General features: G+C 64.8%; 24 protein-coding genes. 14 read left to right on the forward strand and 10 right to left on the reverse strand.

Going from position 1 to position 24659, the window contains the following annotated elements:
• Position 1: 1 nt before the first annotated feature.
• The 5 genes from OSH10_RS05555 to OSH10_RS05575 all read right to left on the reverse strand — a co-directional run bounded on the left by OSH10_RS05555 (position 2) and on the right by OSH10_RS05575 (position 5429).
• Positions 2-1162, reverse strand: coding sequence for a sugar ABC transporter substrate-binding protein (locus tag OSH10_RS05555; RefSeq protein WP_266330625.1), 1161 nt, complete (start codon positions 1160-1162; stop codon positions 2-4).
• Between the two features lie 330 nt (positions 1163-1492).
• Positions 1493-2224, reverse strand: a complete 732-nt coding sequence (locus OSH10_RS05560) for a GntR family transcriptional regulator (protein WP_266330626.1) — start codon at positions 2222-2224, stop codon at positions 1493-1495.
• Between the two features lie 370 nt (positions 2225-2594).
• Entirely contained in the window at positions 2595-2972 is a 378-nt protein-coding gene (locus OSH10_RS05565) for a response regulator (protein ID WP_266330627.1), read from the reverse strand.
• An 11-nt stretch (positions 2973-2983) separates the two neighbouring features.
• A complete protein-coding gene (locus OSH10_RS05570; protein WP_266330628.1) occupies positions 2984-5026 on the reverse strand; it encodes a GAF domain-containing protein in 2043 nt (680 codons plus the stop codon).
• A gap of 172 nt (positions 5027-5198) precedes the next feature.
• Positions 5199-5429: a hypothetical protein gene (locus OSH10_RS05575; RefSeq protein WP_266330630.1), complete on the reverse strand. Its 231-nt coding sequence runs from the start codon at positions 5427-5429 to the stop codon at positions 5199-5201.
• 174 nt (positions 5430-5603) lie between these two features.
• Here OSH10_RS05575 and OSH10_RS05580 point away from each other — a divergent pair, with 174 nt between their 5' ends.
• Positions 5604-6053, forward strand: coding sequence for a PPC domain-containing DNA-binding protein (locus OSH10_RS05580; RefSeq protein ID WP_456077678.1), 450 nt, complete (start codon positions 5604-5606; stop codon positions 6051-6053).
• A 46-nt stretch (positions 6054-6099) separates the two neighbouring features.
• On the opposite strand, the gene OSH10_RS05585 is transcribed toward OSH10_RS05580, so the two are convergent.
• Entirely contained in the window at positions 6100-7530 is a 1431-nt protein-coding gene (locus OSH10_RS05585; RefSeq protein WP_266330632.1) for an aldehyde dehydrogenase family protein, read from the reverse strand.
• Between the two features lie 402 nt (positions 7531-7932).
• Here OSH10_RS05585 and OSH10_RS05590 point away from each other — a divergent pair, with 402 nt between their 5' ends.
• From OSH10_RS05590 to ku, 12 genes are all read left to right on the forward strand, one after another.
• Positions 7933-8139, forward strand: coding sequence for a hypothetical protein (locus OSH10_RS05590; RefSeq protein ID WP_266330633.1), 207 nt, complete (start codon positions 7933-7935; stop codon positions 8137-8139).
• Positions 8140-8516: 377 nt separating this feature from the next.
• Complete coding sequence (locus OSH10_RS05595) at positions 8517-8606, forward strand: K(+)-transporting ATPase subunit F (RefSeq protein ID WP_266330635.1); 90 nt, start codon at positions 8517-8519, stop codon at positions 8604-8606.
• Between the two features lie 49 nt (positions 8607-8655).
• The gene (kdpA, locus tag OSH10_RS05600; RefSeq protein WP_266330636.1) at positions 8656-10359 is read left to right on the forward strand and encodes a potassium-transporting ATPase subunit KdpA; all 1704 of its coding nucleotides are present in this window, start codon (positions 8656-8658) and stop codon (positions 10357-10359) included.
• A 9-nt stretch (positions 10360-10368) separates the two neighbouring features.
• A complete protein-coding gene (locus OSH10_RS05605) occupies positions 10369-10554 on the forward strand; it encodes a hypothetical protein (protein WP_266330637.1) in 186 nt (61 codons plus the stop codon).
• Between the two features lie 41 nt (positions 10555-10595).
• Positions 10596-12668: a potassium-transporting ATPase subunit KdpB gene (kdpB, locus tag OSH10_RS05610; RefSeq protein ID WP_266330638.1), complete on the forward strand. Its 2073-nt coding sequence runs from the start codon at positions 10596-10598 to the stop codon at positions 12666-12668.
• Positions 12669-12679: 11 nt separating this feature from the next.
• Complete coding sequence (gene kdpC / locus OSH10_RS05615) at positions 12680-13249, forward strand: potassium-transporting ATPase subunit KdpC (RefSeq protein WP_266330639.1); 570 nt, start codon at positions 12680-12682, stop codon at positions 13247-13249.
• 66 nt (positions 13250-13315) lie between these two features.
• Positions 13316-16015 (forward strand): sensor histidine kinase, encoded by a 2700-nt coding sequence (locus OSH10_RS05620; protein WP_266330640.1) that lies wholly within the window; start codon positions 13316-13318, stop codon positions 16013-16015.
• On the forward strand, positions 16012-16704 hold the full coding sequence (locus OSH10_RS05625) for a response regulator transcription factor (RefSeq protein ID WP_266330641.1): 693 nt from the start codon (positions 16012-16014) through the stop codon (positions 16702-16704). Before OSH10_RS05620 ends, OSH10_RS05625 begins: the two co-directional genes overlap by 4 nt.
• A gap of 62 nt (positions 16705-16766) precedes the next feature.
• The gene (locus OSH10_RS05630; RefSeq protein ID WP_266330642.1) at positions 16767-17219 is read left to right on the forward strand and encodes a PTS sugar transporter subunit IIA; all 453 of its coding nucleotides are present in this window, start codon (positions 16767-16769) and stop codon (positions 17217-17219) included.
• 74 nt (positions 17220-17293) lie between these two features.
• Positions 17294-17611, forward strand: a complete 318-nt coding sequence (locus tag OSH10_RS05635) for a plasmid stabilization protein (protein WP_266330643.1) — start codon at positions 17294-17296, stop codon at positions 17609-17611.
• Between the two features lie 46 nt (positions 17612-17657).
• A complete protein-coding gene (locus OSH10_RS05640) occupies positions 17658-17810 on the forward strand; it encodes a hypothetical protein (RefSeq protein WP_266330644.1) in 153 nt (50 codons plus the stop codon).
• Positions 17811-17832: 22 nt separating this feature from the next.
• The gene (gene ku, locus OSH10_RS05645; protein ID WP_266330646.1) at positions 17833-18633 is read left to right on the forward strand and encodes a non-homologous end joining protein Ku; all 801 of its coding nucleotides are present in this window, start codon (positions 17833-17835) and stop codon (positions 18631-18633) included.
• A gap of 65 nt (positions 18634-18698) precedes the next feature.
• Here the strand turns inward: ku and OSH10_RS05650 are convergent, their stop codons facing one another.
• The 4 genes from OSH10_RS05650 to OSH10_RS05665 all read right to left on the reverse strand — a co-directional run bounded on the left by OSH10_RS05650 (position 18699) and on the right by OSH10_RS05665 (position 23100).
• Positions 18699-19742, reverse strand: a complete 1044-nt coding sequence (locus OSH10_RS05650; protein WP_266330647.1) for a Gfo/Idh/MocA family protein — start codon at positions 19740-19742, stop codon at positions 18699-18701.
• A 7-nt stretch (positions 19743-19749) separates the two neighbouring features.
• Complete coding sequence (locus OSH10_RS05655) at positions 19750-20583, reverse strand: carbohydrate ABC transporter permease (protein WP_266330648.1); 834 nt, start codon at positions 20581-20583, stop codon at positions 19750-19752.
• 1 nt (position 20584) lies between these two features.
• Positions 20585-21499 carry a carbohydrate ABC transporter permease gene (locus tag OSH10_RS05660; protein WP_266330649.1) on the reverse strand — a complete coding sequence of 305 codons (915 nt, stop codon included), beginning with the start codon at positions 21497-21499 and terminating at the stop codon, positions 20585-20587.
• A gap of 152 nt (positions 21500-21651) precedes the next feature.
• Entirely contained in the window at positions 21652-23100 is a 1449-nt protein-coding gene (locus OSH10_RS05665) for a substrate-binding domain-containing protein (protein ID WP_266330650.1), read from the reverse strand.
• A gap of 332 nt (positions 23101-23432) precedes the next feature.
• Here OSH10_RS05665 and OSH10_RS05670 point away from each other — a divergent pair, with 332 nt between their 5' ends.
• Complete coding sequence (locus OSH10_RS05670) at positions 23433-24650, forward strand: ROK family protein (protein WP_266330651.1); 1218 nt, start codon at positions 23433-23435, stop codon at positions 24648-24650.
• Positions 24651-24659 lie beyond the last annotated feature (9 nt).

Here is a 24659-nt window from a genome sequence, read left to right on the forward strand (position 1 = left end):
GTTACTTCTTGCAGTTGGCGCGAAGCGTCTGCCAGTCGATCTGCTCAAGCTTCGGATCGGGATAGAAAAGACGGGCGTTGTTGATCTCGACGGTGCGCGGGCGGATGTCGAAGATTTTCGCGACCTCTTCCTTGCAGGCGATCTCGACGGCAATCTTGGTGCCGTACCAGCCCCAGTCGGCAAAACCATGCGTGGTTTCCCCGATCAGCTTGCCTTCCGCGATGCGATCGACCGATTCCGGCGTCACGTCATTGGTGAAGATGGCAACCTTTCCGTCGCCGACCTTGACGCCGTCGGAGGCTGTCTCCAGCCGGCCGGCATTCTGCGCCGCCAGCATCGCACCGAGGCCCATCTCGTTCGAGGCGGCCCAGATGAAGTCAATGTCGTCATGGGCCTGCAGGAAGTCCTCGGCGCAGTTGGTGCCCTTCTCGCGCTTCCAGTCGCCGGCGCAGGGCGCTCCAACGATCTCGATGCCCGGAAATTCCTTCAGGACGTTCCGGAAGCCGGTCAGGCGGGTATTCGAGTAGAAGTTGCCCGAGACGCCTTCGATGATGACGCCCTTCGCCTTGATGGCGGCCTTCTGCTCTGGGGTGAGCTTGTCGAACGTCTCTTTCCAGAACGCGCGATCGAGATAGATTTCCGGCTTCACATCCAGCTTGTCGCCGGCCCCGAGCACGCCCGGCGCGCCAAAGTAATCCGCCACCGCCGACGCGCTGACCTCAGCCGCGACGGTGTTGTCGTAGCCGATATAGCTATCGACCTCGAGACCCTCGATCGGCTCGAGCAGGTTCACGACAATGACGCCGATGCCCGCTTCCTTGGCGCGACGCAGGGCCGGCTTCACCGAATTCACATCAGCCGGAGAGACGGCGATGACGTCGACCTGCTGCTGGATCAGGTCGTCGATCGCATTGACTTGTTGAGCAATGTCATGGCCTTGGCCGGTAGAGGTAATGATCTTGATGTCAAAGCCTTTGCCTTTGGCATCCGCGGCCGATTTTTCAAAGAAATCGGTCGCTGTCTTGAAGACACCAGATACGTCCGGAGGCGCCCATCCGATTGTTATGTCTATCGGAGCATCCTGCGCATGCACTCCAGATACGCTGGCTATAATGGCCAGAGGCGCAATGGCGCTCGCCAGTACTTGCCTCAACCCTCGCATATTTTTCTCCTCCCAAAGACCAACATGACCCGGGGAGGCTGACAGCGCAAAATACGTATGTCAAGATAGACGCCTGTAATTACAAGTTGGTTGTTGCGTCCGGCTTGACCCTGCCCCCGCAGGCCGGGAGGGGCAGCGGGCGTGCTCAGCGCTCAGGCCAAGGAGAGGCAAGGCAAGAGGAGGGTGTCGGCGCGATGGGGGCGCTATGGCGAAATGGGGCTCACGCCGCGCGAGCAGGCGGAAACGCGAACCATGGCGGTCCGCCTAAGGCCCGCCCGCAGGGGGAGGCGGATCTTCCGCACCCGTGAAGTCCGGCTTCGACGTTCGCGTCTAAAGGCTTCGATACAGGTCGATCGTCAGCCGCGTGCGGTCGGGATGGTGCCAGGACTCGTAGTATTCGACGGCTCTGCCGCCTTCGTCAAAGGTGGTCTCGCGATTGAAAAGCGCCTGCGCGCCGGCTTCCAGTCCAAGAAGTCCGGCGACATGGCTGTCGACCTTGCCGATTTCGATCAGCCGCTTGCCGGTGGAGACGATGATGCCGAGCTCGCTGCGCAGGTAGTTGTAGAGCGAGGTGGTCTCGAGCTCCTTGTAGTGCAGCAGGTCGGGTACGCGGCTATAGGGCAGGTAGTTCTGCACCAGCAGAAGGACCTCGCCATCGGCAAGGCGCAGCCGCTCCAGGAAGACCGCCTTCTTGTCCCCGATCTGCTCGGCAACATGGGGCGGCGCGTCGATCAGGCGTTGCTGCAAAACCCGCGTCGTCAGTTTGAAGCCGGCTTTCGCCATGCCTTCCTGCAAGGGGTCGAGCTTCTGGATGAGCGTGATCGGGACCTTGCGGTCGCGCACGAACGCGCCACGACCGCGCTCGGTCGCGATCAGTCCGTCCTGCGCCAGCGACAGCAAGGCCTGGCGGACGACGCTTCGGGACACGTCATATTCGGCGCAAAGCTCGTGTTCCGAGGGCAAGCGGTCGCCCACCGCGAACTGGCCGGAGCGGATCTGCTCTTTGAGCAGCCCTGCGAGTTGGAAGTACAGGGGTATGGGGGTCGTGCGATCTATCAACATCTTGCCCTGGCCGTGCATCCTGTACGCCTATCATACATGGCGCAGTTTGTGGTGTTTCAATCTGCCGGGTGGAGATGCTGAGCGGTACCTTTCCACCGAAAGGCAACGCTGGGGGAAGCTTGGCGGAGCCGAGCTTTCCGGGCTTCCGCGCCGAAGCCTGTCGGAGGGGCAGCCAAAATCGAGGATTTTGTACGTACAGGCGTATTCAGTAATGGCGGCCTGGTGGCGACGGCCAACCTCCCGAAACCGGCTTCAGGATGGGGATGCGGCACGACGCATTTCCCCGAAGCCGGGTCCGCGGGACCCTCGCCTGACGCGCACCCTCTCTCGCCTGGCCGCGCGTGGGCGGGCGCTGCCAGATGTCTTTCAGCTAGATCGGCAAGCCGTCTTCAAGCGTCCGGATGACCGATTTCGCGTCATAGGGCTTGGGAAAATAATGCGCGCCCGGCGGAAGTTGTACCTCGGAAACGTGCCGCTTGCCCGAGGCAACGAGGATCACGATCCCCGGCCATTGCTCGCGGACGACATTGGCCAGGGCCACCCCATCGATCGAGCCCGGCATGTCGATGTCGGTGAAGACGCCGTGGATCGGCTCACCGCTCTGAAGGATTGCCAGCGCCTGATCCGCATTATCGGCCTCGACTGCCTTGAAGCCCGCTTCCTCGACAAGGTCGACGGCGGACATGCGGATGAGGGGCTCGTCCTCGACCACAAGAACGGCGGCGACTGGTTTTTGCGCTGATGCCACGTCTGCTCTCTCTATCCGACTTCCCGGACCAGCCCCAGTGGGGCACGGAAGACCGCCACAAGGCCCGTGGGAAAGTAACTTTTATCGACGTCGGCGGTTCCGATAATTCCCATCCGGATCAGCCGCGAGCCAAACCCCCTGCGCGAGGGTTCGGTGACAGGTGGGCCAAGCCTCTCGGCCCAGATGAAGACGAGCCGGCTTTCGGCTGCCTCGCCCTGGATCTCCCAGGAGATATCCACATGGCCCTCGCTGTTGGAAAGCGAGCCATATTTGAGCGCATTGGTCGCCAGCTCATGCAGGATGAGCGAGATCGAAAGGCCCGCCTTCGGTCCGATCTTGAGCTCTGGACCCGAAATGGAAAATCGCGCCGGCTCGGCATGAGGACGCAGCACCGCCTGAACGATTTCCCGCATGTCGGCGGCGGTCCAGGATTGCTGCAGCAGGACGTCGTGAGCCGTGCTCAGCGATTGGAGCCGGCTCGTGAACGCCCGCACGGCTTCCTGCTCCGTGACATTCTTCAGCGTCTGCCCGGCGATGGCCTGGACCATGGCCAGCGTATTTTTCAACCGGTGGCTCAATTCCTCGTTGAGCAGCCGCTGCTGCGCCTCGGCCTGCAGCTTTCCAAGCGCGGCGTAGGTGCGGTCGGCGACGCCCCAGGCGAACGCCATCTCGTCATTGGTCCAGAAGCGGGGCGTATCGTCATGGGCGAACAGAACGCCGATCAGCGTGCCCGCTTCGAGAATGGGGACCTTGATGAACGAGCGGATGCCCGCCGCCTCATAGGCGTGGGCGTCCGCGCCCAGCCACGGCGCTGCCGGAATATTGGGCACGGCGAGGGTTTCGCCGCTTGCCAGCCGCGCGGTGGTGGCCTGGAAAGCGGTGAGCGGGTGGCGCCCCTCCATCGAGCTTGCGCCGGGCTCAAGCCAGTCGAACTCGACGAGGAAGGCATTGGCAGGCAGGTCGATCGTCGCATAGCCGGCCCGGTTCACGCCGAGGCCTTCGCCCAGGGTTTCGGCAGCGGTGCGCGCCGCTTCCTGCGCCGATCGGGCAACGCGAAGCCGGTCGCCGAGCGAGAGTAGCGCCTGGGTCCGGACGTCCTTCTGCTTGCTCTCCGTGATATCGAGGATGATGCCGATCATCCGGTCGACGCCGGTCTCGCCAACCGTGAAGCGGGCGCGGCGCGATATCCAGCGAAGGCTCTGATCGTTCTCCCGGCGGATGCGATATTCGACATCCAGTTCGGCGGTGCCCTCGCGCCGGCTGTCATCGCTGGAAATCGCCCGCCGGTCTTCCGGCAACACGATGTTCTCGAAGGTCGAGGCCGGATAGTGCCGGCGCACCGGCACGCCAAAAATGCGGCAGAACTCTTCGGAGACCGTCATCTGCCCGGTCGGCACGTCGATCTCGAACACGCCGACGCGGCCGGCCCCATGCGCCGCCCGGTAGCGCTCCTCCTCCTGCCGTGCCTGATCGCTGACCCGGCCGAGCTTGGACGCCTGGGCCTGGCGGCGCGCGCTAAGCCGCCGTTCGATGGCGAGTTCGCGCGCCTGCACTTGCAGGACCTTGCGCAATTCGAGCTGGGCCATCACCTGGCTGGCGAGCACGCGCAAGGTTCGCTGCTGCAGTTCGGTCAGCGTCTTGGGCTGGTAGTCGAGCACGCAGATCGTGCCGAGGGGAAAGCCATCGGCGGTCTTCAGCAACGCGCCGGCATAGAAGCGAAGATGCGGTTCGCCGGTGACCAGCGGATTGCCGTCAAAGCGACAGTCCTTCGTCGCGTCGGGGACGAGAAGAAACTCGTCTTCCAAAATGGCCTTGGCGCAGAAGGAGCTTTCGAACGGTGTCTCTCGGACGCCAAGCCCCACCTCGGCCTTGAAGAACTGGCGGGACGCGCCGATCAGGTTGACCACGGCGATGGGAGTTTCGCAGATATCCGACGCCAGGCGGGCGATTTCATCGAATTCGCGTTCGCGCGGCGTATCGAGAACGTCATAGCTGGCAAGCGCCGCGAGCCGGCGCTCTTCAAGGTCCAGGGTCCCGATCGGATGTTCGTTCATTCAGTGTGAACCTTGCCATTCGGTCATCGCGATTGGCCGGTGGGCAGGCGTCCAACGGCACATCATAGTCATCACAAGAGGAGTTTGACGAGAGACGCCGACAACCGGCTGGGCTCGGACGATAAAAGCGCGCCATCCCGAAAGTGGCGGTCCCGAACCGATCCCGCCCTGTCTAGGCGTCGGAATTGGTCTTTTGAAGGCGCTCCGCTTCCTCGATTTCCCGACGCACCGTGTCTGCGACAGGCTCGCCGTCGAGATCGTCAGCCCCCACTTGCTCGCCCTTTTCGAGCCGGTCGATGCGTTCGGCTTCGTTGCGCGCTTCGGCTTCGCTACCAGGCTCGGGCTTGTTCGCGTCATCCTCCACCAGGGGCAGAATGGGCGGTACCAGCGGCATATTGGACATGATGGCCTCCTTTGCGAGGGTTATGGGAGGCAACGGAGAGCGCGGGGCTGGGTTCCGCGCACCGTCCCGCGATCTTTATCGCGGCAACGTTTCCGACACGCTGGCGTTGCCGGAACGAGGGCGTGCGCTGCGCCGGAAAAGGAGGCAAGCTTGCAAAGCAAACTGATCCACGAGGTGGACGGCCAGAAGACCTTTGCCGTCATCCTTTCGGCAGGCGACGAGGTGATGGCCTGCCTTCAGGCTTTCGCTGCCGAAACCGGTCTATCCGCTGCGAGCCTTAAGGCGATCGGTGCGTTCGAGCGCGCGGAGCTCGCTTTTCTCGACTGGCAGACCAAGGAATATTCGACCATTCCGGTGAACGAGCAGGTCGAGGTCGCCTCGCTGATCGGCGATATCGCGCTGGGGCCGGACGGACAGCCGGCCCTGCATCTTCACGCGGTGCTCGGGCGCGCCGACGGATCCGCTCTGGCGGGCCACCTGAAGAGCGGCGTCGTGCGCCCCACGCTCGAGGTGATCCTGACGGAGTCCCCGGCCCACCTGCGCAAGCGCGAGGATCCGGAAAGCGGGCTGACCCTGATTTCGCTCGCCGCCAGCAGCGGGCAGGGCGGACGGATGTCGAGTTGAGAATGCGAATCAGGGGGAGCCGAACGATCGGCTCCCCCGGTTTTGATTAGGCCGCCTCGTAGCCGAGGATACCCTTGGTCTCCAGGAAGTCCTCGAGGCCATACTCGGCATATTCGCGGCCATTGCCGGACTGCTTGTAGCCGCCGAACGGAATGCCCGAATCCCACGCCGGATAGTTGATGTGGACGGCGCCCGCCCGCATCTTCGCGGCGGCGTCGCGGGCCGTCTGCAGATCGGCCGACTGGATATAGGCGGCGAGGCCGTACACCGTGTTGTTGGCCTCCTCGATCGCTTCCTCCACGCTGTCATAGGGCAGGATCGACAGCACCGGTCCGAAGATCTCCTCCTTGGCGATGCGCATGTCCGGCGTCACGTCGGCGAAGACGGTCGGGCGGATATAATAGCCGCGATTGAGATCGGCCGGGCGGCCGGGGCCGCCTGTGACCAGCGTCGCGCCCTCGGCGATGCCGCTTTCGATCAGGTTCTGGATCTTGTCGTACTGCACCTGGCTGACCACCGGGCCGAGCTTGGTGTTCGGCGCATCCGCCGGGCCGACGATGAACTTTTCCGCCGCTTCCCGAGCGTAGCCGATCACCTCGTCCTGGCGCTCGCGCGGCACGAACATCCGCGTCGGCGCGTTGCAGGACTGGCCGCTATTGCCGAAGCAATTGGCGACGCCCTTCGGCACGGCGACGGAGAAATCGACGTCCGGGAACAGGATGTTGGCCGATTTGCCGCCAAGCTCCTGCGCCACGCGCTTCACCGTGTCGGCGGCGGCCTTGGCCACCAGGATGCCGGCGCGGGTCGACCCGGTGAACGACATCATGTCGATGTCGGGATGGCTGGAAAGCGCCTCGCCGACGGTCGGGCCGTCGCCATTGACCAGGTTGAACACGCCCGGCGGAACGCCGGCCTCGTCGAGGATCTCCGCGAAGATGATGGCGTCGAGCGGCGCGATCTCGCTTGGCTTCAGGATCATCGTGCAGCCGGCGGCGAGCGCGGGCCCGACCTTGCAGGTGATCTGGTTGAGCGGCCAGTTCCAGGGCGTGATCAGGCCGACGACCCCGATCGGCTCCTTGACCACCAGCGAGGTGCCCTTGGGATGCTGGAACTGGAAATCCCCAAGAACCTCGATGATCTTTTCGAGATGGGCGCGGCCGATGCCGACCTGGCTGTCGAGCGCGAAGGGACGGGGCGCGCCCATTTCGCGCGAGATCGCATCGGCGAGATCGTTGGCGCGCTTGTTGTAAACGGCGAGGATGCTGCGCAGCAGCTCCAGCCGCTCGGCCGGCTTGGTGAAGCCGAAGGTGGCAAAGGCCCGCTTGGCGGCGGCGACGGCCTTGTCGACATCCGCCTTCGAGCCCAGCGAGATCTGCGCGAAGGCATCCTCGTTGGAGGGATCGATTACGTCGATGACCTTCGGGACCACCGGGTCCACCCAGGCACCGTCTATATAGAACTGCAGATTATGCGACATCCAAAATCCTCCCGTTGATCCGGCTCGCTTATAGTTTGGCGATGGACCCTGCCATGTTCAACCAGATATCCGCCACGCGTGAGAGGACGCGCTTCGCGGTGAACCATGCTGCCGGCTTGGCAAGATCGTCCTGCCTCGAGATTTTGCCTCTACAAGATGTGATCCGGGCTTGTTGTGGCGATATCAAGTCGATGCGCAATTCCGGGATGTAAAATTAACAAAGCCGGATCTTTTTCCTATGATATTTTTATAGAGTTGCTGCGCCAGCCCGATCGAGAAACTATGCGGGTCGATCCACCTTTTTCGGGTCGCAGCGACGCGCCGTGGATGTCGGGTCCCGGTCCTACGGGCCGCCTTCGGCGCGAAGCGCGTTGGCATGCCGACCGGACAAGGATTGGAATCATGCAGCTTCGCAGCCCCTTTGACGTCTTGCCCTCCAGCCACGATTGGCGCGGTTCAGCCGCTTCGTCGCCGCGTCCCGGCCATCGCTCCAGGGCGGTTGCGCTGGCGCGTCAGCATTCCGAGGAACTTGGCCTCGTTCTTCGCCTCCTCGCGGTCATGGCCTTCTTCGGCGGCATGGCCTTGCTGATGCTCTGCCTCACCGGCTGAGCGCCGGCTCGACTCGCCAAGGTTGAGCGACGCCGCGGCGGCGGCTCACGCCAATGCGGCTGGAGCGGCCGTGCCGAGGGGCCGGATTCATATGGGATCTTTATATCTTGGCTCCCCGGCCTCTCTCGAACGCCTATGCGGTTCGGGGCCATATTCCTGTCGTCCTTCGATCCAGCCGAACGACCCCGCAAACGTGGATTCGCGGGCGTCGCCTGTCGTTGCACGGCATCGATATTCGAAATTGGCAGCGGGACGGACTGAACACTGCAAGGAGTCATGACCATGGATTTCATCGTCGTCGGGATGGGCGTCCTGTTCTTCGCCGCGTCCCTCGCTTACGTGAAACTCTGCCAGAAATTGTAGAGCCGGAGCCGACCATGCTTGTCGATTACATTCTGGGCGGCGCCGTGACGGTGTTCCTGCTCGTCTACCTCACCTACGCGCTGGTGCGCCCGGAACGGTTCTGATCGCCAGCGCGATCCCCGTTCGAGGCGCCATTCTCGGAAAGCACGTCCCATGACCGTCAACGGTTGGTTACAGATCCTGCTCTTTTGCGGGATTATCCTCGCGCTCGTGAAGCCGCTCGGCGGCTACATGACCCGCGTCTTCAACGGCGAGCGCACGATCCTCTCCTTCGTCTTCGGGCCGCTCGAGCGCGGGCTTTACCGGCTTGCCGGCACCAGCGACCGCGAGGAGCAGCACTGGACGACCTATACCGGCGCGTTCCTGCTATTCAACTTAGCCGGCTTGCTGTTGCTCTATGCGATGCAACGGCTGCAGGGCGGGCTGCCCTACAATCCCGCCGGCATGGGCGCCGTGCCGCCGGAACTCGCCTTCAACGCCGCCGCCAGTTTCGTCACCAACACCAACTGGCAGAACTATGGCGGTGAAAGCACCATGTCCTATTTCGTGCAGATGGCGGGGCTGAACGTCCAGAACTTCGTCTCGGCCGCATCGGGCATCGCCATCGCGGTGGCGCTGATCCGCGCCTTCTCGCGCAAGTCGGCGAAGACGCTCGGCAATTTCTGGGCCGATCTTTTCCGCGCCACGCTCTATATCCTGCTGCCGATCTGCGTCGTCGGCACATTGGTGCTGGTCTGGCAGGGCGTGCCGCAGAACCTCAACCCCTACACCGTCGCGACGACGCTGGAAGGCGCGCAGCAGACCATCGCCCAGGGCCCCGTCGCCTCGCAGATGATGATCAAGCATCTCGGCACCAATGGCGGCGGCTTCTTCAACGCCAATGCCGCGCATCCCTTCGAGAACCCGACCGCGCTCGTCAACCTGATCCACATGGTGATGATCTTCGCCATCGGCGCGGCGCTGACCGACGTGTTTGGCCGCATGGTCGGCAGCGAGAGGCAGGGCTGGGCGATCCTGGCCGCCATGGGCGTGCTGTTCCTGGCCGGCGTCGTCGTCTGCTACGGGGCGGAAGCGTCTGGCAATCCGCTGGTCCATGCGCTCGGCATCGAGGGCGGCAACATGGAGGGCAAGGAGACGCGCTTCGGCATCGTTCTCTCCGCGCTGTTCGCCGTGGTGACGACTGCCGCTTCCTGCGGCGCGGTCAACGCCATGCATGACAGCTTCATGGCGCTCGGCGGCATGATCCCGATGATCAACATGATGCTTGGCGAGATCATCGTCGGCGGCGTCGGCGCCGGATTCTACGGCATCCTGCTGTTCATCGTCATCGCAATCTTCGTCGCCGGCCTGATGGTCGGCCGCACGCCGGAATATCTCGGCAAGAAGATCGAGGCCAAGGAGGTCAAGATGGCGATGCTTGCCGTGCTTTGCCTGCCCTTGACCATGCTCGGCTTCACCGCCATTGCCATCGTGCTGCCGACGGGCCTCGGTTCGATCGCCAATCCCGGCCCGCATGGCTTCTCCGAGGTTCTCTATGCCTATACCTCGGCGGCAGCCAATAACGGCTCGGCCTTTGGCGGCCTGTCGGGCAACACGCCCTGGTACAACCTCACCCTCGGCATGGCGATGCTGATGGGCCGCTTCCTGGTCATCATCCCGGCCATGGCGATCGCCGGTTCGCTGGTGACCAAGAAGGTCTCGCCCGCTTCGGCCGGCACTTTCCCGACGCATGGGCCGCTCTTCGTCGGCCTGCTGGTCGGCGTCATCCTGATCGTCGGCGGCCTGACCTTCTTCCCGGCGCTGGCGCTTGGTCCGATCGTCGAGCATCTCGCCATGATCCGGGCGCCGGGGCTGTGAGGAAGCATCATGAGCTACCGTTTCTGGCTGGCCAGCCCGGACCTCGCCCTCTCGCTCCAATCTCCTCGCGCCGGTTTGGCGCGGGGGAAGCGGGGGGCTCCCCGCGTGTCGTCCCTCATCCTGGGGCTGACCGTTTCGATGTTCCTGCTCGCGCTGGTCGTTGACCTTTTCAACCGGTGGATCGCGGCGACCTGAGGTCCAACCGCCTGTCCCGGAACTTCATGCTGGAGTCTCTGATGAGCCAGTCCAAATCCGCGAGCATAATGGACGCTCGCATCCTCGTTCCCGCCATAGGCGGCGCGTTCCGCAAGCTGGATCCGCGCAGCCTGGCGCGCAATCCGGTGATGTTCGTCGTCGCCGTCGTCTCGGCGCTGACCACGGTGCTGTTCCTGCGCGATCTCGCCACCGGCGGCGCCAATCTCGGCTTCTCGCTGCAGATCGTCATCTGGCTGTGGTTCACGGTGCTGTTCGCCAATTTCGCGGAAGCCGTCGCCGAAGGGCGCGGCAAGGCACAGGCGGAATCGCTCCGTCGCACCCGCACCGAGACGCAGGCCAAGCTGCTTTCGGGCAACGACCCCGCCAACTTCAAGCTCGTGCCGGGCACCAGCCTCCGGGTTGGTGACGTCGTGCTGGTGGAGGCGGGGGATATCATTCCGTCCGATGGGGAAGTCATTGAGGGCGTCGCCTCGGTCAACGAGGCGGCGATCACGGGTGAATCCGCGCCGGTGATCCGCGAATCCGGCGGCGACCGTTCGGCCGTCACCGGCGGCACGCAGGTGCTGTCCGACTGGATCCGGGTCCGCATCACGGCCGCCGCCGGATCGACCTTCATCGACCGCATGATCGCCCTGGTCGAGGGCGCCGAACGGCAGAAGACGCCCAACGAGATCGCGCTCAACATCCTGCTCGCCGGCATGACGCTGATCTTCGTGCTCGCCGTCGTCACCATCCCGAGCTTTGCGAACTACGCCGGCGGCTACATTCCGGTCGTCGTGCTGGTGGCGCTGTTCGTCACCCTGATCCCGACGACGATCGGCGCGCTGCTTTCAGCCATCGGCATCGCCGGCATGGACCGGCTGGTGCGATTCAACGTGCTCGCCATGTCGGGTCGCGCTGTCGAGGCGGCCGGCGATGTTGATACGCTGCTGCTCGACAAGACCGGCACGATCACCCTCGGCAACCGCCAGGCGACCGAGCTTCGCCCGGTGCGCGGCGTCACCGAGCCGGAACTGGCCGACGCGGCGCAACTCGCCTCGCTCGCCGACGAGACCCCCGAAGGCCGCTCGATCGTCGTGCTCGCCAAGGAGAAATACGGCATCCGTGCCCGCGACATGCAGAGCCTGCATGCCACCTTCGTGCCCTTCACGGCACAGACCCGGATGAGCGGGGTCGATTTCGACGGCTCGTCGATCCGCAAGGGCGCGGTCGATGCCGTGCTGAAGCATGTCGAGCAGGCCGGCGTGGCGGCCGGCGGCAGTCGGGCCATCACCGGCACGATCCGCGAACTGCAGACCATCGCCGACGAGATCGCCAAGACCGGCGGCACGCCGCTGGCCGTGGTCAAGGATGGCCGCCTGCTGGGCGTCGTCCATCTCAAGGACATCGTCAAGGGGGGCATCCGCGAGCGTTTCGCGGAGCTTCGCCGGATGGGCATCCGGACGGTGATGATCACCGGCGACAACCCGATGACGGCGGCGGCCATTGCGGCCGAGGCGGGCGTCGATGACTTCCTGGCCCAGGCGACGCCCGAGATGAAGCTCGCTCTGATCCGCGAGGAGCAGGCCAAGGGCAAGCTGGTGGCGATGTGCGGCGACGGCACCAACGACGCCCCGGCGCTGGCCCAATCCGACGTTGGCGTCGCGATGAACACAGGCACGGTGGCGGCGCGCGAGGCCGGCAACATGGTCGATCTCGACAGCGATCCGACCAAGCTCATCGAGATCGTCGAAATCGGCAAGCAATTGCTGATGACGCGCGGCGCGCTCACCACCTTCTCGATCGCCAACGACGTCGCCAAGTATTTCGCCATCATCCCGGCGATGTTCCTGGCCTTCTACCCGCAGCTTGGCGCGCTCAACGTCATGGGGCTGGCCACGCCGCAAAGCGCGATCCTGTCGGCGATCATCTTCAACGCGCTGATCATTGTCGCCCTGATCCCGCTCTCGCTGCGCGGCGTCAAATACCGGGCCGTCGGCGCCGGCGCGCTGCTGTCGCGCAACCTGCTGATCTATGGCGTCGGCGGCCTCATCGTGCCGTTTGCCGGCATCAAGGCCATCGACATGGCCATTACGGCCCTCGGCCTCGTCTGAAGGATATTTCCATGTTGAAACAGCTACGCCCTGCGATCCTGATGATCGTCGCGCTCACCGTGATCACCGGCCTGATCTATCCGCTGGGGATGACCGGCATCGCCCAGGCGCTGTTCCCGCGCCAGGCCAATGGCAGCCTGATCGAGCGCGAGGGCAAGGTCGTCGGTTCCGAGCTCATCGGGCAGAGTTTCACCACCGACCGCTATTTCCACGGCCGCCCCTCGGCCGCCGGCAAGGGCTATGACGCGGCGTCTTCCGGCGGCTCCAATCTCGGCCCGAGCAATCCGGCCCTGATCCAGCGCATCCAGGCCGAAGCGGAAAAGCTGAAGGCGGAAAACCCCGGCGCCGCCGTGCCGATCGACCTGGTCACCACCTCGGGCAGCGGCCTCGACCCCGATATCTCGCCGGAGGCCGCCCTGTTCCAGGTGCCCCGCGTCGCCAAGGCGCGCGGGCTGGACGAGGTCACCGTGAAGGCGCTGGTCACGGCGCATGTCGAGGATCGGCAGCTTGGCTTCCTGGGCGAGCCGGTCGTCAACGTTCTTGCCTTGAACCTTGCGCTGGACGCAGCCGGCGCGCCATGACAGGCAGGGGCCGGAACCCGCGCTCCGGCGTCGGTTCCGGCCGTTCGGACAGATGGGGCGTGATTGATGCCTGACGACAGTCGAGACGCGCCGAACCGGCCGTCCCCCGAGGCACTGCTGGAGCGGGCGACGCGCGAGACGCGCGGCCGGCTGAAGATCTTCCTTGGCGCGGCACCCGGTGTTGGCAAGACCTACGAGATGCTGATGTCCGGCCGGGCCCGCAAGGCCGATGGCGTCGATGTCCTCATCGGCGTGGTCGAGACGCATGGCCGGGCCGAGACGGAGGCGCTGGTCGAGGGCTTCGAGGTCATTCCGCGCAGGACGGTCGACTATCGTGGCCGCGTGCTCGAAGAGATGGACCTCGACGCCATCCTCGCGCGCCGGCCGGCGCTGGTGCTGGTCGATGAACTCGCCCATACCAATGCCGAGGGCAGCCGCCACCCCAAGCGCTATCTCGACGTCGAGGAGATTCTCGCGTGCGGCATCGACGTCTATACCACGCTCAACATCCAGCATGTCGAAAGCCTGAACGACGTCGTTGCCCAGATCACCCGGATCCGGGTGCGCGAGACGGTGCCGGATTCGATCATCGACCGCGCCGACGATGTCGAGGTCATCGACCTCACCCCCGACGACCTGATCAAGCGCCTGCATGAGGGCAAGGTCTATTTCGCCGGCACGGCGAAGCGGGCGATCGAGAACTATTTCTCGCCCGGCAATCTGACCGCGCTGCGCGAGCTGGCGCTACGCCGCACGGCGCAGAGGGTCGACGAGCAACTCGTCAGTCACATGCAGGCGCATGCTATCTCCGGGCCCTGGGCGGCGGGCGACCGCGTGCTGGTCTGCATCGACGAGCAGCCGCGTAGCGCGTCGCTGGTGCGCTATGCGCGCCGTCAGGCGGACCGGCTGCGGGCGCCCTGGGCGGCGATCCATATCGAGACGGCGCGTTCCGCCGGCCTGCCGGAGGCCGACAAGGACCGCATCGCCGCCACGCTGCGGCTGGCCGAGCAACTGGGCGGCGAGGCGATCACCCTGCCGGGGCAGGACGTAGCCCGGGACATTGTCCGTCATGCGCTGGCGGCCAATGCGACGCACATCATCGTCGGCAAGCCGGACAAGTCCCGCTGGCGCGAGGCGTTCGAAGGCTCGGTGTCGCATGAGCTGATCCGGCTTGCCGGCGACATCAGCGTCCACGTCATCTCCGGCGACGACCGCGAGGCGCCGCCAGCACGCGGCGTGGCGTTGGCCACGCCGCGCCGGTTCAGGATTGGCCCCTATGCGCTCGGCGTCGGCTATGTCGGCATCGGGCTCGCCTTCGCCATGCTGCTGCGCGTGCTCGACGTCCGCAATCTGGCGCTGGTCTTCCTGATGGCGGTGCTGACCTCGGCCGTAACGGCGGGTCTCGGGCCGGCTCTGTTCACCTCGGCCGTCGCCGCGCTCGCCTTCAACTTCTTCTTCCTGCCGCCGTTGTATACGTTCAACATCGGCGACCCGGAGAGCGTGATCGCCTTCGTGTTCTTCCTTGGCGTCGCGGTCATTGCCAGCAATCTCACCGCTCGCGTGCAGCGCCAGGCGGCGGCGGCGCGGCAGCGCGCCCGCACCACCGAAGGCCTCTATCTTTTCAGCAAGAAGCTGGCCGGCGCCGGCACGCTCGAGGATGTGCTCTGGGCGACGGTCTACCAGATCGCCTCGATGCTGAAGGTACGGGTCGTCGTGCTTCTGCCCGAAAACGGCACGATTGCGGTGCGCGCCGGCTATCCGCCGGATGACACGTTGCTCGATGCGGATATCGCCGCGGCGCGCTGGGCCTGGGAGCACAATCGCCCGGCCGGGCGCGGCGCCGACACGTTGCCCGGCGCGAAGCGGCTCTATCTGCCGCTGCGTACCGGCCGCACGGCGGTCGGCGTCGTCGGGCTCGACGATGACGGGCAGGGGCCGTTGTTGACGCCCGAGGAACAGCGGCTGTTCGACTCGCTCGCCGACCAGGCGGCGCTCGCCATCGAGCGGATCGAACTGGTCGCCGATGTCGACCGAGCCCGTCTCGCGGCCGAGGCGGATCGGCTGCGCTCGGCGCTGCTGACCTCGATCTCGCACGACTTGAAGACCCCGCTTGCCGCGATCATGGGCGCGGCAGAGGCGCTGCGCGACTATCCGGACACCATTGCCGAGGCCGACCGGGTCGACCTGCTTTCGACCGTCATCGACGAATCCGAGCGGCTGCATCGCTTCATCGCCAATCTGCTCGACATGACGCGGATCGAATCCGGCGCGATGGCGCCGAATGCCTCGGCGCAATATGTCGGCGATGTCGTCGGAACGGCGCTGCGCCGCGCGGCCAAGATCCTGTCGCGCCATGTCGTCGAGGTCGACATCCCCGCTGACCTGCCGATGGTGCGGCTCGATCCCGTTCTGTTCGAGCAGGTGTTGTTCAACCTGCTCGACAATGCCGCCAAATACGCGCCCGAGGCCTCGACGGTGCGGATCCAGGGCTGGGCCGATGGCGGGATCGTGCTGCTGCAGGTGATGGACGAGGGGCCTGGCATTCCGTCGGCCGACCTTGAACGGGTCTTCGATACCTTCTATCGGGTGCGCAAGACCGACCATGTGCTGGCCGGAACGGGCCTGGGGCTGTCGATCTGCCGTGGCTTCGTCGAGGCGATGGGCGGGACGATAGAGGCCAGCAACCGTAACGGCCGCTCGGGCGCGGTCTTCACCATCAGGATGCCGGTCCCGGCCGACGCCGCCACGCTGGAAGAGCTGCCATGAACGGTCCGATGGTCCGAATCCTCATCGTCGACGACGAACCCCCGATCCGCCGCCTGCTGCGGGTCGGGCTGACGTCCGAGGGCTTTGCCGTCGACGAGGCGACCAATGCGCGCACGGCGATCGAGCATGTCGCGGCCGAAAAGCCGGACCTGATCCTGCTCGATCTCGGCCTGCCGGACATGCCGGGGCACGAGCTGATCGGCCGCTGGCGGACCGAGCTGCCGGATCTCCCGATCGTCGTGCTGTCCAGCCGCACCGACGAGGCCGGCATCGTGCGGGCGCTGGAACTCGGCGCCGATGACTACATGAGCAAGCCCTTCGGGATGAAGGAACTGGTGGCGCGCATTCGTGTTGCTCTCCGCCACAAGTTGCAGCAGCAGGGCGAGAAGCCGATCTTTCAGACGGGCGAGCTTTCCGTCGATCTCGTCAAGCGGATTGTCAAGGTCGCCGACCGGGAGATCAAGCTGTCGCCGAAGGAATACGACATCCTGCGCGTGCTGGTGCAGCACGCCGGCAAGGTGCTGACCCATCAATATCTCCTGAGCCAGGTTTGGGGCGGCTCGACGGATGTGCAATACCTGCGCGTCTATGTGCGCCAGCTCCGCCAGAAGATCGAACGTCAGCCGGACCAGCCCGAATACATCACCACCGAAACGGGCGTCGGCTATCGGTTGCGCGACGTCGAATGAATGAACTGGCACAGGCCGTGCCGTGATCCGATGCGCACCTTGGTGCCGATGCGAGTGAGACGATGATCCTTTCCCAATTCATCAAGCCCGAAAGCGTGATGATTGACCTTCCGGCCCCCTCGAAGGCGAAGTTGCTGCGCGGCCTGTCGGATCAGGCTGCGCAGGCGCTGGACCTGCCGGCGGATGACATCTTCCAGGCAATCCACAATCGCGAGAGGCTCGGGTCAACCGGCGTCGGAGAGGGCATCGCCATTCCGCATGCGCCGGTTCCCGGCCTCGAGACGCCGTTCGGCATGGTGATCCGGCTGAAGAAGCCGATCGATTTCGAGTCGATCGACGACATCCCGGTCGACATCGTCTGCCTGCTGCTGCTGCCGGGCCAGAGTTCCACGACTTATCTGAACGTGCTGGCCTCCTTGGCACGCAAGCTGCGTTCGCCCAAGGTGGTCAAGTCGATCCGCCAGGCGGTTCTGAACGAACAGGTCTATTCCGCGCTGTGCGACGAGGCGGCCTGACCGAAGGCGGCCTTGGCCGGAACTCCCCCGGCGCCGCTGCGTTGACCCCCGGTTGAAGCAAACGGAGGTGCAACATGCCCCGGGGCGACAAATCGAAATATACCGACAAGCAGGAACGCAAGGCCGATCATATTGCCGAGGGCTATGAAGAGCGCGGCGTTCCGGAGAAGGAAGCCGAGCGACGTGCCTGGGCTACCGTCAACAAGGATGATGGCGGCGGCAAGAAGTCCGGCTCCGGCCGCGGGGCCGACACCGGCCACCCCGCCGCGCATAAGGGCGGCGAAAAAGGCGGTGCCGCGTCGGCAGCGCGCCCGGCGGCCGATCGCTCGGCTGCAGCCAGGAAGGCCGCGGCCACCCGGAAGCGCAATGCGGAGCATCGGGCGCATGGCTGAGCGCATGGCGACTGGTCCCCATTCCCCACGACCGAAAGAGGCGAGCATGGACCGGCGAGCAGGACAGTCCTCCGAGGAACACGCGACAACGACGCAGGCCCGGCAGGCGATCACGCCGCATCGGCTGCGATACATGCTGCTGGCCGGTATCGTGGCGGTGGTGCTCGGATTCCTCGCCGTCTATTTCATGATTCCGTAACCTGCCAGCGGACGAGAACATCATGGCGCCGCGTTCATTCTGGAAAGGCTATCTGAAGCTCTCGCTCGTCACCTGTCCGGTGGCGATGATCCCGGCCACCACCGACAATGAAAAGGTGCGTTTTCACACGCTGAACCGCGCCACTGGCAACCGGGTCGTCAGCCAATATGTCGACACGGAAACGGGCGACCTCGTCGAGGATGATGATCAGGTCAAGGGCTACCAGCGCGGCGAGCACGAGTTCCTGATGCTGGAGGATGACGAGATCGATTCCGTCGCTCTGGAAAGCACGCGCACGATCGATATCGAGATGTTCGTGCCGGCGGATGACATTGACTGGATCTGGTACGACAAGCCGCATTATCTCGTGCCGGACGACCCGGTCGGCGAGGAGGCTTTCTCGGTCATTCGCGACGCCATGGCCGCGACGGGCACGGTCGGTATTTCCCGCTTGGTCCTCTATCGGCGCGAGCGGGCCGTGATGCTGAAGCCGCGTGACAATGGCATCGAACTCTGGACCCTCCACTACGGTGACGAGATCCGCCCGGAGGATGATTATTTCGAGCCGATTGGCGACGCCAAGGCGGATGCGAAGCTGCTGGAAATGATGCAGACCCTGATCAGGGAACGCATCAAGACCTGGTCGCCGGCCATGGTGAGCGATCCCGTGCAGGAGCGTCTCCTGGATATCATCGCGGCGAAGAAGAGGGGCAGGAAGCCCCCGGCCCGCAAGGAAGCGCCGGTCAGCCACGGCAACGTGGTCAGCATCATGGATGCGCTGCGCAAGAGCATCGCTTCCGAGTCCAAGCCGAAGGGGCGCTGAGCCCCTGACCGGGGTCAAAAAGGCAGCGCGGAAGGATCCGCGCTGCCCTCTTGTGTTCGTCGCGCTTAGACGCCGTCGGCGAGCGTAATGATCTTGCCCGTTGCGGCCGCCTCTTCGATCGCCGTCAGCACGCGGGTCACGCGCAGGCCGTCCTGCGCATCGGCCAGCAGCGGCGCGTCATGCGCGACTGAATCGATGAAGCGGGCGATCGCCTCCATGACGAAGCCGCCGATGCGCCCGCCCGCCGCCGGTGTCACGCCGAGCAGGTCATGGGCCCGCCGGCCGGAGCCGGTGTATTTGCTGAAGGCGCTGTTCTGCGCCGTGTCGGTCTGGATCGCACCCTTCTCGCCGATGAACTCGAGCCGGAAATCGACGACGCCGGGCATGTCGCGCGGCAGCACCCAGCTGTTTTCCATCTGGGCGATGGCGCCATTGTCGAATTCGAGGATCGAGAGATGGACGTCGGCGGTATCGACGCCATTCGACGCCAGGTAGCCGCGCCGCACCATCGCCTGCACCCGCTTCACTTCAGCGCCCATGATGAAGCGCAGCGCGTCGAGCGAATGGCTGCCCAGGAACCAGAGCGCCGACGAGCGGCCGGCCCAGGACAGCAGGTCATAGGGCACGAACACGGTGTTCGACAGCTTCGCGGAGGCATGCAGCGGCATGCCGATCTCGCCGGCGGCGATGGCGTCGCGGGCGGCGGCGATGGCCGGGTTCACGCGGTTGTGGAAGTCGACCATCACCTTGACGCCGGCCTTGTCGGCGGCGGCGGCGATCGCCTCGACCTCGGCCAGCGTGGTCGCGAGCGGCTTCTCGCTCATCACATGCTTGCCGGCCTGGATGGCGGCCAGGACGATGTCGCCATGGGCGAAATCGGGCGTCGCCACCGTGACGGCGTCGATATCGGGATCGGCCAGCAGCTGACGATAATCGGTATAGGTCTTGGCCGCGCCGAACTGCTTCTGCATGTCGGCGACGCGGGCGGGGTCGAGATCGCAGACCGCGGCGAGCTCGGCGCCCTCGATGGCGCTCAAGGTCTTGCAATGGAACGAGCCCCAGAGGCCCGCTCCCACCACGCCGAAGCGAACTTTACGCGATGACGTCATTTCCGTTTTATCCTTTCACGGAACCAAAGGTCAGGCCTCGGACGACATAGCGGTCGAGCACGAGGAAAATCAGCATGGGGGGGATCATGGCGGCGACGGCGGCCGAGGCGATGAAGCCCCAGGTGACGCCGGCGGTGCCGAAATATTGCAGCGTGCCGACCGGCAGCGTCGTCGTGCTGCGGTTGGCCAGCACCAGCGGGAAGGCCGCGTTGTTCCACGAGAACACGAAGGCGAACATCGAGGTGACGATCAGGCCCGGCATCACCATCGGCAGGATGAACTTGAGCAGGATCGTGGTCGTGCCCGCCCCGTCGATGCGCGCCGCTTCCTCGATCTCGATCGGCACCTCGTCGATGAAGCTCCGCATCAGCCAGACCGAGAACGGAATGGTCAGGGTCTGCGAGATCAGGATCATCGAGAAATACGTCCCCTTCACACCGGCAAGGCTGGCCAGGATCGAGTAGGGGATCAGGAAGGCGACGGGCGGCGCCATCAGCAGGCCGAGATACCAGAGCATGATGTGCTTGCGGCCGCGGATCTTGTAGCGCGACAGCGCATAGGCCGCCGGGAACGAGAACGGCAGGTTGAGCGCGACCGCGCCCACCGCGACGATCAGGCTGTTCATCAGCTGCGGCGCGTTGTTGCCGGGGTTGAAGAAGGTGTAGCGGATCGATTCCCAGTTGGGCGTGAAGGACAGGACCGGCGGCATGGCGAAATAGGTTTCCGCCGGCCGGATCGCGAGCAGCACGAACCAGAGGATCGGGCCGATGAAGATCAGCAGCAGCAGCCCCATGGCCGCATAGCCGAGCAGCCGGCCGGCGACGCTTTCCGAGCCTTCCATATCAATCCCAATCCTTGAACGCGAAGAAGACGAAGAGGCCGATGATGGCGTTGACGACGATGACCATCATCCACGTCATGGCGCTGGAGAGGCCGATGTTGAAATCGACCATGCCGGCTTGATAGAGGCTGTAGCCAAGCGTCCGGCTCGACGTTCCCGGCCCGCCCTTGGTGAGCACCACGACCAGGTCGAAGGTGTTGAAGATCTGCATGAAGCGCAGCATCACCACGATCATCGCCGTCTTGCGGATGAGCGGCAGCTTGATGTGCAGCAACTGCTTCCAGGGCGTGATGCCATCGATCTTCGCCGCCTCGACGATCTCGCCGGGCACGGCGAGCAGGGCGGCATAGAGCACGATGGCAAAGAACGGGGTCCACTGCCAGATATCGGCGAACAGCACTGCCCAGAGCGCCGTCGACGGCGAGCCGAGCAGACCGGCGGCCGGCAACGGGATGCCTGCCGAGGTCAGTAGCCAGGGGATCAGCCCGCCATTGGGATCATACATGTAGCGGAACAGGAAACCGACCACGATCGGCGCAATGGTCGTCGGCATGATCAGCAGCACGCGGGTCAGCTTGATGCCGCGCAGCTTGCGCAGGAGCAGGAGCGCGATGGCGAGGCCGAGCGTGAATTCCACCACCGTGCCGACGACGGTCATCATCAGCGTCGTCTTCAGCGAGTCGAGGAACATGCCGTTCGACAACGCCATCCTGTAGTTGTCGAAGCCGATGAAACCCATCGGCGAGGGGCCCATCTGCAGGTTCCAGAAGTAGAAGCTGTTCTTGAGCGCGAACAGCAGCGGGAACGCGATCAGCGCCACCAGCAGCAGGATGGACGGGCTGATCAGCAGCCACGGCGTGTAATCGGGCAAGCGCCGTCGCGCCCGCGGCGGCGTGGCGATGGATACTGCGGACATGGACGCTCCAATGGAAAAGAGAGTGGACGGGGCCGGGAGGGAAGTCCCGTCCACTCTTTGTCGAGCAAAGATCTTGGGCTCTTTGCTCTCAGGTAGAGGCTCTGCTTGAAGCCGGAACCGCCTGGCAGGGAGGTTCCGGCCGGCCGCCGGACTTAGGCGAGCGACTTGAGCAGGCTCTTGGTCGCGTCCAGCGTATCGTTGAACGATGCCTGCTGGTACGGGATCAGGAAGTTGCCCTTGAGGATGGTCTCGAAGAAGGTCGAGGTATCCGAGAGGCAGGCCTCGGGCGTCAGCTGGCCGGTCAGGACCTTGTTGAGGTTGAGGCCGTAAATGCCTTCGAGCGTCGTGTAGACCGGCACCGGCGGGCGGACGATCTTGCCGTTGCCGCGCTCCAGATCGCCGAGCTGGGCGGTCAGGTGCGGGTAGATCTTCAGCAACTCGGCATCCTTGTAGAGCGACGGCCGGGCGAAGTCGGAGAACTGGTAGCCATACTTGTTGTAGAGGCCCATCGCCTTCTGCGTCTTGGCCGATGTCGCCCATTTGACGAACTGCCAGGAGGCGTCGCGATTGGCGGTGTTGGCGGTGATGCCGAGGCTGTGGCCGCCGAGCGACACGACCTGTTCACCCGGGCCCTTGGGCAGGCGTGCGATGCCGAGCTTGTCGGCGACGACCGAGTCCTTGCCGCTCATATAGCCGTCCTTCTTGCAAAGGTAGGCATAGGGCGTCCACCAGTAGAACATGCCGACATCGCCCTTGGCGAAGCGCATGCCGGCGTCGAACCAGTTGTAGCCGACCGATTCAGCCGGCGCGTTCTTGTAGAGCTCGGCGAAGATCTTCAGCGCGGCGAGGTTTTCCGGGCTGTTGATGGTGGGCTGGAAATCCCAGGCCGTCGCGGCCGGGAAGTCCTTGAACCAGCGCGTGCCCATGCTGGCGGCGAGCTGCGAATACATGTGCACGACGGGGGCGGGCTGCTGTCCTGCCAGCACGGTGCCGCTCATCTTGTGGCCGTCGAAATCCTGGCCGTTCATCTTCTGCACGGCGGCGAGATAGTCGTTCCACGACCAGCTGCCATCCTCCGGCACGGCGATGCCGGCCTTGTCGGCGAAATCCTTGCGGTAGAGCACCATCTGGCCATAGGCGGCGACCGGCAGCGTGCCGATCTGGCCACGCCAGGTATTCAGCGAGTAGAGCACCTCGGGGATGTAGTCCTCGATATGCGTGTCGCTATCCGCCTTGATGAACTCGTTGAGCGGGGTGATCCACTTGCTCTCGAGATACTGGCCGAGCCACATCTGGTCGACCGAAATGACGTCGGCGTCCGGCTCGTTGCTGATGAAGGACGAGGTCAGGCGCGCCTGCAGCGCCTCGAGCGAGATCGCCTCGATCTGCAGCTTGATGCCGGTTTCCTGCTCGAACTGGTCCTTCAACCCCTCGATCGCATAGTAGAACGGGTCGCCGGCAAGCAGAACGCGCAAGGTCTTGTCGGCAGCCATGGCACGGCGCGGCATCAACCCGCCGCCGATAGCCGCGGTGCCAGCAAGCGCTGCGCTGCTTTTCAGCAGGCTTCGACGCGAAAGATTGAAATCGAATCCAGACTTCATGTTCCCACTCTCCTCTTGGAAGCATTGTCCGGCGCCAGATCCATGACTGGCGCTCGTTGAGCACGACGAGCACGGCTGCTTACTGGCCGCTGCAGCCTCGGTTCCCATCGAAGGCTGTGGCGGCGACCGGATCGTCTTGTTAGTATGAGGCTCGCACAAACATTTTAACTCGTCAACGACCCGATGATCGGCTAAGAATTAATTCGGAGGTCGGACTGGCAGCGCGCGCACCCAGCCGAGTTTCCGTATAGGAAGCGGAGGGCCGGCCATCCGGTCGCCGCGAGCACAACGAGGGCAGCTTGGAGCGCGAACCTTCCACCCAGCGTTGGTCCATGGACGAGGAAGATGTCTCCGGCGACGTGCGGATGGTGCCGCATGGCCGGTCGCTGCTGTCGTCCTCGATGGTCGGGTCCGCCAATCGGGGGCGGGTGCTGCAGACGCTGTTCGATCTCGGCCCGACCAGCCGGGCGGAGCTGGCGCGACTGGCCGGCGTCAACCGCACCACCATTTCCGGCATCGTCCAGCCTTTGCTCGACCAGCAGGTGCTGGTGGAGGGGGAGCCGATCCGGCCGAGCGAGGCAGGCGGCAAGCCGGCGCGGCCACTGTGGTTTTCACCGGATGCCCGGCCGATCTGCGGCATGATGCTGATGCCGGACGCGGTCCATACCTGCCTCGTCACCCTGGCCGGCACCCTCTCGGCCGAGCACAGCGTGCGGTTTCCGGATAATCCGAAGATCGCCGATATCGAGCGCGCCATCGAGCGCTGCACCTCGCGCACCCTGGCTTCCGCCCGGCGCGAGCCGCTCGGCATCGGGGTTGCGGTCGGCGGCATGGTCGACACCGATCGCCGCGCCATCATCGCCGTCAACCTGGCGCCGGTGATGAATGGCTTCGAGCTCGGCGACATGCTGGCTCGACGCTACGGCCTGCCGGCTTTGCTCGACCATCATCCGCGTGCCCTGCTGGTCGGCGATCGCTGGTTCGGCAAGGGGCGCGGCATGCAGAATTTCGCCGCTGTCTATACCGGCGAGGTGCTCGGCGGCGCGCTCTATCTCGGCGGCCATCTCTATCGCGGTCGCAGCGGCGCCGGCGGCGAACTCGGCCATACCTTCGTGCAGGTCGATGGCGAGATCTGTTCCTGCGGCCGGCGCGGCTGCTGGGAGACGATCGCGACCGTGGGCTGGCTGCGCCGCCAGGCGCGCGCCATCGGCATCGACGCGCCCGACGAGATCAATTCGCGCCGCCTGGTCGCCCTGGCCGGCGCGGGCGCGCCGGGCGCGCGCGACCTGCTCGATCTCTACGCCCGCAACGTCGCCGTCGGCATCGCCAATCTGCAGCAGACCGTGGCGCCGAATTTCTACGTTTTGCACGGCGACGTCGTCGGCGGCGGGGAAATCATGGCCGAGGCGATTGCGGGACATGTCCGCGCGCTCGTACCATCGCGCAGCGGGGGAGAAATCAGCTTCGCGATCGGGGAGACGGAAGACCGCGCAGCGCTGCTGGGCGCGGCCGGTCTTGTCTTGTCGGAGTTGCTTCAGTTTCCATTGTAGGGTTCGACG

Source organism: Kaistia defluvii, from assembly GCF_026343955.1.
In the GTDB taxonomy this organism is placed as follows: Bacteria; Pseudomonadota; Alphaproteobacteria; order Rhizobiales; family Kaistiaceae; genus Kaistia; species Kaistia defluvii.